Here is an 8963-nt window from a genome sequence, read left to right as displayed (position 1 = left end):
TCTTTACTTTTTCATATTTCATGTACTCATGATAGTAGAACATGACTTTTTAATGTGGATAAAAAACAAACAAAACGTTGATCGTTTTTTGATTTTTGCAAGAAGTCTATTGAATGTAATGCTCTTGTCGCTATTTTTTGTAAATGAGCCTTTTGAACATCTAAAGTTATTACCAGCATAAATGCCATAATAAATATTTTCTGCAAACTCAGTGCCAATCAATGCAATATTGTCATTCTCTTGAGATAAACTAATGATTGGTTCATAAATTGACTCAATAGATTCTGCTTTGGTGTAGTCTATTTTTTCTTTACCTTGGGTGGATGTTCCATTACTACTACCATCACTTCCACCCCCACAAGCTGTTAGTAATATTATGCTGCTATAAAATATTGTTGTGAAAAGTTTATTTTTCATTTTAACCCTTAATAAAATAATGAAGTAAGTAGAATAATCTGTATATTATTTTAATTACTTCACTATAGAAAGTATTTTATTAAAGGAAATTGATATTATTCAGGTGGGGTCATACCAAATTGCAAATAAGCAATATTCGTTGCTATACGCCCGCGAGCAGTGCGCATAACATAACCTTGTTGGATTAAGTAAGGTTCAATAACATCCTCTAGTGTGCCGCTATCTTCAGCCATTGCGGCTGCTAATGCTTCAACACCAGTAGGTCTGCCTTCAAAGCGTTCAAGCAACATACTGATATAACGACGATCTAAAGTATCTAAACCTGCTTTATCGACATTTAGCATGTCTAGAGCACGTTGAGCCATTTCTTGAGTTACTTCACCTGTGCCTTTCACTTGAGCGTAATCGCGTACACGGCGTAATAGTCGATTGGCGATACGTGGAGTACCTCGGGCACGTCTTGCAATTTCAGTTGAACCTTCTCTAGTAATTGGAACATCCATGAGGTTTGCTGAACGCGTTACAATATGCGTAAGATCTTCAACAGAGTAAAACTCCAGACGTTGTACAATTCCAAAACGATCACGTAGTGGGGAAGTGAGTAGACCAGCACGTGTTGTTGCTGCGACTAATGTAAATGGCGGTAAATCTAGTTTAATAGAGCGAGCTGCTGGACCCTCACCAATCATGATATCCAGTTGATAATCTTCCATCGCTGGATATAGGATTTCTTCAATCACTGGCGAAAGACGATGGATTTCATCTATGAATAAAACATCACCTTCTTCTAAGTTGGTCAGCATCGCAGCTAAATCACCAGCCCGCTCTAATACAGGACCAGACGTAGACTTTAGATTTCCACCCATTTCGCGAGCAATAATGTTGGCGAGCGTGGTTTTACCTAAACCTGGGGGTCCAAAAATTAGCGTATGATCCAGTGCTTCACCACGCCCACGAGCAGCACCAATGAAAATTTCCATTTGCTCGCGAACCACGGGCTGACCAATATAGTCAGCAAGTGATGTCGGACGAATTGCGCGATCAAAATGATCTTCAGGTTTTTCAATTCCACTAATGAGGCGATCTTGCATAATATTACTTCATCATCGATTTAAGAGCTGCGCGGATAATATCGGCAGATTCTGTATAGTCAGCTTTGACAGCTGCCACAGCTTTTTGTGCTTCAATAGGTTTATAGCCAAGCGATTGTAAAGCAGCCTCAGCCTCAGCAACAGGTGAGTTTGACATGAATTGAATTTGAGAGGAGGTTGTTTGTGAAGTGCTATTCGCTGACTGTGAAAGTGCTTTAAAACGATCACGTAATTCAATCATTAAACGTTCAGCCGTTTTTTTACCAACCCCAGGCACTTTAATCAGTGTATTGATATCATCGTGTTCAATGGTGTGAATTAATAATTCAACACTTAACGTAGATAAAATCCCTAATGCCATTTTGGGTCCTACACCGTTTACTTTGAGTAGGGTGCGGAAAATGATTTTTTCTTGTGCTTCACTGAAGCCATATAATTGTTGAGCATCTTCACGAACGACTAAATGTGTCCATAACGTTACTTTTTGTCCTTTTTGTAATTGGCAAAATGTTGAAAGCGGTGTATCGATTTCATAACCAACCCCATTTACATTAAGTAATACAGTAGGGGCTTCTAAGGCAAACACTTCGCCAATTAAACATCCGATCATAGAAAATTTTTCACTATTTATTTGAAAAGATTTAAACCAAAGTCATTTAAGAAAATAGAGTTTGCATATTCTTTTAAAAGAAGCCAACTTTATTCCCTTGTAGCTCTTGCGCCAAGCTATAAGCCTGATGGTCTGAGAACTTACTAATAATATCTAAGACTTGCATAATATTATTGTAATGGTTGTTTTGAAAATTTGCGCCTGAATGTTGCAAAATCGACATCAAACGTTGTTCTTTAAAGCTTAATGTTTTATGCGGCATGGTCAAAGGCACAAAAGCATCTAAAATAGTTTGTAAGCTTTGATGCGCAATAATTTCTAAACCGGATTTTTGAGGATGTTCAAAAATACGATCACGTGCAAGATTTTTCGCAGTTTGAATCCCTGCTTCAATATCAGGTGAGCAATATTGTAAAAGGCTACCTTTGAGTTGACCTGTGATGATTTCATAGTGGTGTTTTGCAAAAGCCGTCGTGACTTCATCGACTAATCGTTTCATTACACGACCACGTAAGGCTGCAATTTTTTGTTGCCAAGTGGTATGTGGTAAATGAAGCTCTTCAGGGAGACCAAAATCTGCGATCAAGTTGAGGAAGATAGGTTCAACTTCCTCATAACTCAACATATTAAGAATGATGCCGTCTTCCAAATCAATCAGTGCATAACAAATATCATCAGCAGCTTCTAATAAATAAGTTAGAGGGTGACGACAATAGTGATATTCACCCAGTCTAATTAAGCCAAGCTGCTCAGCAAGCTGTTTTAAAATTTCTTTTTCTGATTGATAGCAACCAAATTTTGCTCTTTGATGGGATGGGGTATCGCCTTGTTGGTCGATGGTTTTTGATAACCAAGGATACTTTAAATAGGCACCCAGTGTTGCGCAGGTCAGACGCATACCACCATCATCAGGATGGTAGTCAATACGACTCAATAAACGAAGACCTTGCGCATTACCTTCAAATTGACGAACGTCTGCTTCTTCTTCTGGGGTGAGTTTGGTCAGAAAGTCACGATGTGAGGCATCATCAAACCATTCACGTATCGCATATTCACCTGCATGACCAAAAGGGGGATTACCAATATCGTGAGCTAGACATGCCGCTTGAATAATCGCACCGACATCAGCAGGTGAAATCCACATGGGTAATTCATCTTTGATCTTTTCTGCGGCGAGCATACCAAGCGAGCGACCAATACAAGATACTTCGAGTGAATGAGTCAATCTTGTATGAATACCATCGTGCTGAGTCAGCGGGTGAACTTGAGTTTTTCTATTCAGTTGTCGAAAACTTTGGGAAAATATAATTCTATCGTAATCTTTATGAAACGGGCTTCTAGCCAATTCTGTGCTACTTTTTTTACTACCTAAGCGAATTGCAGAGAGCAATTCCAACCAACGCATTTGTTCCATTCATCATTATTCACTATGAGTTCAAGATCATGATGCCAAAAAAAGGATTAAAGCACTAGAGTAGGGCGACATAAGTTGTCTTGAATAAGTATGTCGTCGCATATAGTTTTGTATTTCATCATTTAAGTTAAGTCATTTGAATTTTTAGGGGGAAACATGAATAAAAATATTGCACTTATGGTCTGCGTATTATTATCAGCTTGTAATCAGGTAGAGCCATCTGAATCATTAGAAGTGAAACAGAAGCAAACATCCTCTGATCAAGTTAAGCAAAAAACGATAGATCAGCCAAAGAAAACAGCGGTTGTCTTAGCTACATTTGCTTATCAAGAAGTCAAGGATCAGCGCCTAGATCAACAATGTATTTGGACAGATGACGCAAATGCAGCGGCAAAACAATATTGGAGTATTCAACCCAATATTGAATTGAATGGGCATTCTCGTTTTAGCAAAGACGATGTTGCTTTATCTGCTGTGGTATTGGTGAAACCCATCAAAAATTGTTCTGAGTTTTATAAAACAGCTCAAACTGCATTTGCCTATGCTATTAATAATGATCGAGATTGGGTCAATAGCCTTCCAATACAATCAAATCAACTAATCCAAAACACAGATGAAACAGTTTCAATTGATTTAAATCACAATGGCAAACCTGAGCAAAGTTATGTCTGTTTAAACAGTGAAAGTATGGATGTGTTCTTTAAAGAAGCGATTCAGGATAAAAGCTTTATCCATGCACATGTGCAGCTTTCATATAGTGTTGAGGGTGGTGTGGACGACACTCTTGCTTGTAATGACTCATTCTTTTCTAAGCTCGGTATAATAAGAAAAGAAGACCCGCAAACTGGAAATGTGATCTACATATCAAAGTAAACGAATTGTTACGAATATACTAAACCCATAAAGCGATAAGAAATTAAGTGATTTGGGATAGAAAACTCTGATTTTTAAGATGGATATGGCTAGCTGAAAGAAGGCTTTCACAGTAGAATATGCGCTCTCTCATAAGTCACATTGCGGTAGGTTCGTTAGACCCACCCGTGGAGCCAAAGTCAACATGTTTATCGTGGCCGGTGCATCAGCACATTCTTCTTTTAAGAAAGCTCAACTCTTAAACCGTTTAGCGTCAATGAGTTCTGTTCAATCTTTTGACAGCCAGTGGGTTTATTTGTTTGATCAAGCGCTCAACGAGCAGCAACATCAATCGGCATTACAACTTTTAAACGATGGTCAATCTTTCGAACTTCGCCAAGCTGCAAGTGATGAAATCCAAATTTTAGTAACTCCACGTGTTGGCACAATCTCTCCGTGGTCGTCTAAAGCAACTGATATTTTCCAAAACTGTAATACACCAGTACACCGTCTAGAACGTGGTCTTTTATTCACGTTAAAAGGTGTCAATGAAATTACGAATGAAGTTAAACAAGTACTTCATGACCGTATGACGGAAACAGTTTTTGCTCAAATTGAAGATGCAAAAGCTTTATTCTCAGAAACTGCTCCGAAGCCACTCAACTCAATTGATATCTTGGGTCAAGGTAAAGAAGCATTAGTTAAAGCGAATAATGAGTTCGGCTTTGCTTTATCTGAGCAAGAAATTGATTACTTAACCGAAGCATTTACTAAGCTGGGTCGTAATCCAAATGACATCGAGTTAATGATGTTTGCTCAGGCGAACTCTGAACACTGTCGTCATAAAATCTTTGGTTCTGAATGGACAATTGATGGTGAAAAACAACCATTATCATTGTTCCAAATGATTAAGAATACTTATAAAGAATCTCCAACAGATGTATTGTCGGCGTATAAAGACAATGCCTCTGTGATCGTGGGTTATGACACGATGCGTTTTTATCCAAAAGCGGATGAAAATGGTCACTTTGTTTATAAATATAAGAGCCAAGCCGCTCATATTTTAATGAAGGTTGAAACGCATAACCACCCAACAGCAATTTCTCCATTTGCTGGTGCTGCAACTGGCTCAGGTGGCGAAATCCGTGATGAAGGTGCAACAGGTCGTGGTGGTAAACCAAAAGCAGGTTTAACAGGCTTTACGGTTTCTAACTTGAATATCCCTGGTTTCGAGCAGCCTTGGGAAGAAAACTACGGTAAGCCTTCACGTATGGCATCGCCATTACAAATCATGATTGAAGGTCCATTGGGTGGTGCGGCGTTTAACAACGAGTTTGGTCGTCCTGCATTGAATGGTTATTTCCGTACCTTCGAACAGAATGTGAATGGTGAGGTTAAAGGCTTCCATAAACCAATTATGATCGCTGGTGGTTACGGTAACATTCGTCCTGACCACGTTGAAAAAGATGCGATTCAACCAGGTGACTTGCTTATTGTATTGGGTGGTCCTGCCATGTTAATCGGTCTTGGTGGTGGTGCTGCATCATCTGTAGACAGCGGTACCATGGGTGAGAGCTTAGACTTTGCTTCAGTACAACGTGAAAACCCAGAAATGGAACGCCGTTGCCAAGAAGTCATTGATACATGCTGGCGCTTAGAAGACTTTAACCCAATCGTGTCTGTACATGACGTGGGTGCTGGTGGTCTATCCAATGCGATGCCTGAACTAGTGAATGATCACGAGTTAGGTGCTGTATTGAACCTTCGTAAGATTCCATCTTTAGAGCCAGGCATGAGCCCGATGGAAATCTGGTCAAATGAAGCGCAAGAACGTTATGTGTTAGCGATTCGTCCAGAATCTTTAGAACAGTTTGAAGAAATTTGTGCACGTGAGCGTTGTCCGTTTGCAGTACTTGGTGAAGCGACAGAAGCACGTCATCTGACTGTTGAAGATCCGTTATTTGAAAACAATGCAGTCGATATCCCAATGCAAGTCATGTTGGGTGGTACGCCACGTATGCAACGTTCATATGAAACGATTGAACGTAAAGGTAACGACTTTGATGCATCAAAAGTTGATTTGAAAGATGCGATTTTCCGCGTATTGAAAAATCCAACTGTTGCGTCTAAATCATTCCTGATCACAATTGGTGACCGCTCGATTACAGGTATGGTTGCACGTGATCAAATGGTTGGCCGTTGGCAGGTGCCTGTTGCAGATGCAGCGGTAACGACAACAAGCTTGCAAGGCTTCACGGGTGAAGCAATGGCAATGGGTGAGCGTCCACCAGTTGCTTTGTTAAATCCAGCCGCATCAGCGCGTTTAGCGGTTGCGGAAGCAATTACCAATATTGCGTGTGCCAACATCGAACAAATCAGCGATATCAAACTTTCTGCAAACTGGATGGCTGCTGCTGGTCAAAAAGGTGAAGATCAAGCCTTGTTTGAAGGTGTGAAAGCGATTGGTATGGAAATGTGTCCTGCATTGGGTATCGCTATTCCTGTCGGTAAAGACTCACTTTCAATGCGTACCACTTGGAATGATGGTGAAGATAAAGCCGTAACTTCTCCAATGACAGGCGTAATCACTGCGTTTGCACCAGTTTTAGATGTACGTAAAACATTAACACCTGAACTGAAGAACTTAGCAGACTCAGTGCTTGTACGTATCGATTTATCTAAAGGTCAATTCCGTTTAGGTGGTTCGATCCTTGCGCAAGTATATAAAGCAATCGGTTCTGTTACCCCTGATGTTGATAGTTTTGATGACTTCAAAGCATTCTTTGCCTTGATTCAAGACTGGAACAATCGTGGTGTGATCAAAGCTTACCATGACATCGGTGATGGTGGTCTATTGGCAACTGTTGCTGAAATGATGTTCGCATCGCGTTTAGGTGTTGCTCTAGAAAATCAATCAACTGAAAGCTTATTTGCTGAAGAAATTGGTGCAGTACTTCAAATTACAGCGGCTGATTGGGCACAGTTAGAAGTTGAAGTTGCAGCATCTAGCTTGAAAGATACAATTGCTGTTGTTGGTCGTGTGAATACAACTGATCAACTCGTTGTAAATGGTTTAACGCTTGAGCGTGCTGAATTACAACAAGCTTGGGCTGAAGTATCACATCAGATCCAGCGTTTACGTGACAACGTTGAAACAGCTGATCAAGAATTTGCTTTAATTGCAGATAAGAACCACAAAGGTTTAATTGCACAACCAACATATGACTTAAATGAGCCAGTTGAAGCGCCGTTTATCAATACACGTCGTCCAAATATGGCAATTTTGCGTGAGCAAGGTGTAAATGGTCATGTGGAAATGGCGGCAGCCTTTGACAAAGTAGGCTTCAATACTATCGACGTACACATGAGTGATTTACTTGCAGGCCGTGTGAGCTTAAGCGACTTTGAAGGTTTAGTTGCATGTGGCGGCTTCTCATACGGTGACGTGATGGGTGCTGGTGGTGGCTGGGCGAAATCAGTATTGTTCAATGCGAAACTACGTGATCAGTTCGAACAATTCTTCCATCGTGAAAATACATTCAGCTTAGGCGTATGTAACGGCTGTCAAATGATGTCACAACTTGCTCCGCTGATTCCTGGTGCAGAGCATTGGGGACGTTTCCACCGTAACATGTCAGAAGTATTTGAAGCGCGTGCAGTGAATGTTCGTGTAGAGAAATCGGTTTCTGTGTTGCTTGAAGATATGCAAGGTTCGATTTTACCAATCGCAGTTGCGCATGGTGAAGGTCGTTTGGTTGCAACTGAACAGCAACTTGCTGCTTTAAATGCTGAGAACCAAGTGATCTTGCGTTATGTGGATAGCTTGGGTAATCCAACTCAGCACTATCCATTGAACCCGAATGGTTCACCTGAAGCGATTACAGGACAAACTTCTAAAGATGGTCGCGCAACAGTAATGATGCCACACCCAGAGCGTAACTTCCGTGCTTTACAACATTCTTGGAAGCCTGAAGATTGGGCTGAAGATGGTGCTTGGTTGCGTATGTTCCGCAACGCACGTAAATTCATTGGTTAATATGTAATAAAAAATAAGCCACCGTCAGGTGGCTTATTTTATTCTTGGATTCAATATAAAATAATGATGAATGAACAAGAACAATCAAATCAAAAAGAATATGCTAAAACTGATTTATTACGTGCCTGAATCACACCTTGAATTAACCAAAAAAGCTATCTTTGAAGCTGGTGCTGGCGGTATTGGCAATTATGAACATTGTGCTTGGCAAGTGAAAGGAATAGGGCAATTTAAACCTATTAAAGGTGCAAATCCATTTTTAGGGCAGTTGGATGAACTGGAACAACTTGAAGAGTGGCGTGTAGAAACCATTGTGCCTGAAGATAAAGCCAGTGTTGTGGCAAAGGTATTAAAGGCAAGCCATCCTTATGAAGAGCCTGCCTTTGAGTTTATTCAGATATTAGATATTGAATAACTTTTGAAAAAATAAATGGTAATCCTCCCATAAATAACCGAAGTTAAAAGTAGAGGTTAAGCAGCCATTAGAGGTGGCTTTCCTTTGTTAGCTTGATGTGGTCTTTCATGGTTGTAATGCCACAACCA

Annotated in this window: 6 protein-coding genes and 1 pseudogene; 3 read left to right on the top strand and 4 right to left on the bottom strand. The window is 40.3% G+C overall.

The genetic code is table 11. The annotated features are described in order from the left end of the window. Positions 1–105: 105 nt before the first annotated feature. From ACSC97_RS16955 to ACSC97_RS16940, 4 genes and pseudogenes are all read right to left on the bottom strand, one after another. Positions 106–417, bottom strand: a pseudogene (locus tag ACSC97_RS16955) (hypothetical protein); the annotation flags it as partial. A 95-nt stretch (positions 418–512) separates the two neighbouring features. Then, complete coding sequence (ruvB, locus tag ACSC97_RS16950) at positions 513–1508, bottom strand: Holliday junction branch migration DNA helicase RuvB (protein ID WP_436662099.1); 996 nt, start codon at positions 1506–1508, stop codon at positions 513–515. A 4-nt stretch (positions 1509–1512) separates the two neighbouring features. Then, positions 1513–2118: a Holliday junction branch migration protein RuvA gene (gene ruvA / locus ACSC97_RS16945; RefSeq protein ID WP_004952990.1), complete on the bottom strand. Its 606-nt coding sequence runs from the start codon at positions 2116–2118 to the stop codon at positions 1513–1515. Positions 2119–2191: 73 nt separating this feature from the next. After that, positions 2192–3532 (bottom strand): deoxyguanosinetriphosphate triphosphohydrolase, encoded by a 1341-nt coding sequence (locus ACSC97_RS16940; RefSeq protein WP_112986225.1) that lies wholly within the window; start codon positions 3530–3532, stop codon positions 2192–2194. Between the two features lie 156 nt (positions 3533–3688). Between ACSC97_RS16940 and ACSC97_RS16935 the strand changes: the two genes are divergently transcribed. From ACSC97_RS16935 to ACSC97_RS16925, 3 genes are all read left to right on the top strand, one after another. Beyond that, positions 3689–4405 (top strand): hypothetical protein, encoded by a 717-nt coding sequence (locus ACSC97_RS16935; RefSeq protein WP_004913556.1) that lies wholly within the window; start codon positions 3689–3691, stop codon positions 4403–4405. Positions 4406–4589: 184 nt separating this feature from the next. After that, positions 4590–8420 (top strand): phosphoribosylformylglycinamidine synthase, encoded by a 3831-nt coding sequence (purL, locus tag ACSC97_RS16930; protein WP_436662096.1) that lies wholly within the window; start codon positions 4590–4592, stop codon positions 8418–8420. A gap of 100 nt (positions 8421–8520) precedes the next feature. Further along, positions 8521–8835, top strand: a complete 315-nt coding sequence (locus ACSC97_RS16925; RefSeq protein WP_436662101.1) for an NGG1p interacting factor NIF3 — start codon at positions 8521–8523, stop codon at positions 8833–8835. Positions 8836–8963 lie beyond the last annotated feature (128 nt).

It is taken from the genome of Acinetobacter sp. P1(2025) (genome assembly GCF_051390655.1).
GTDB classification, from domain to species: domain Bacteria; phylum Pseudomonadota; class Gammaproteobacteria; order Pseudomonadales; family Moraxellaceae; genus Acinetobacter; species Acinetobacter junii.
The sequence above is the reverse complement of the archived record's forward strand: the minus strand, read 5'-3'. Positions and strand labels throughout refer to the sequence as shown.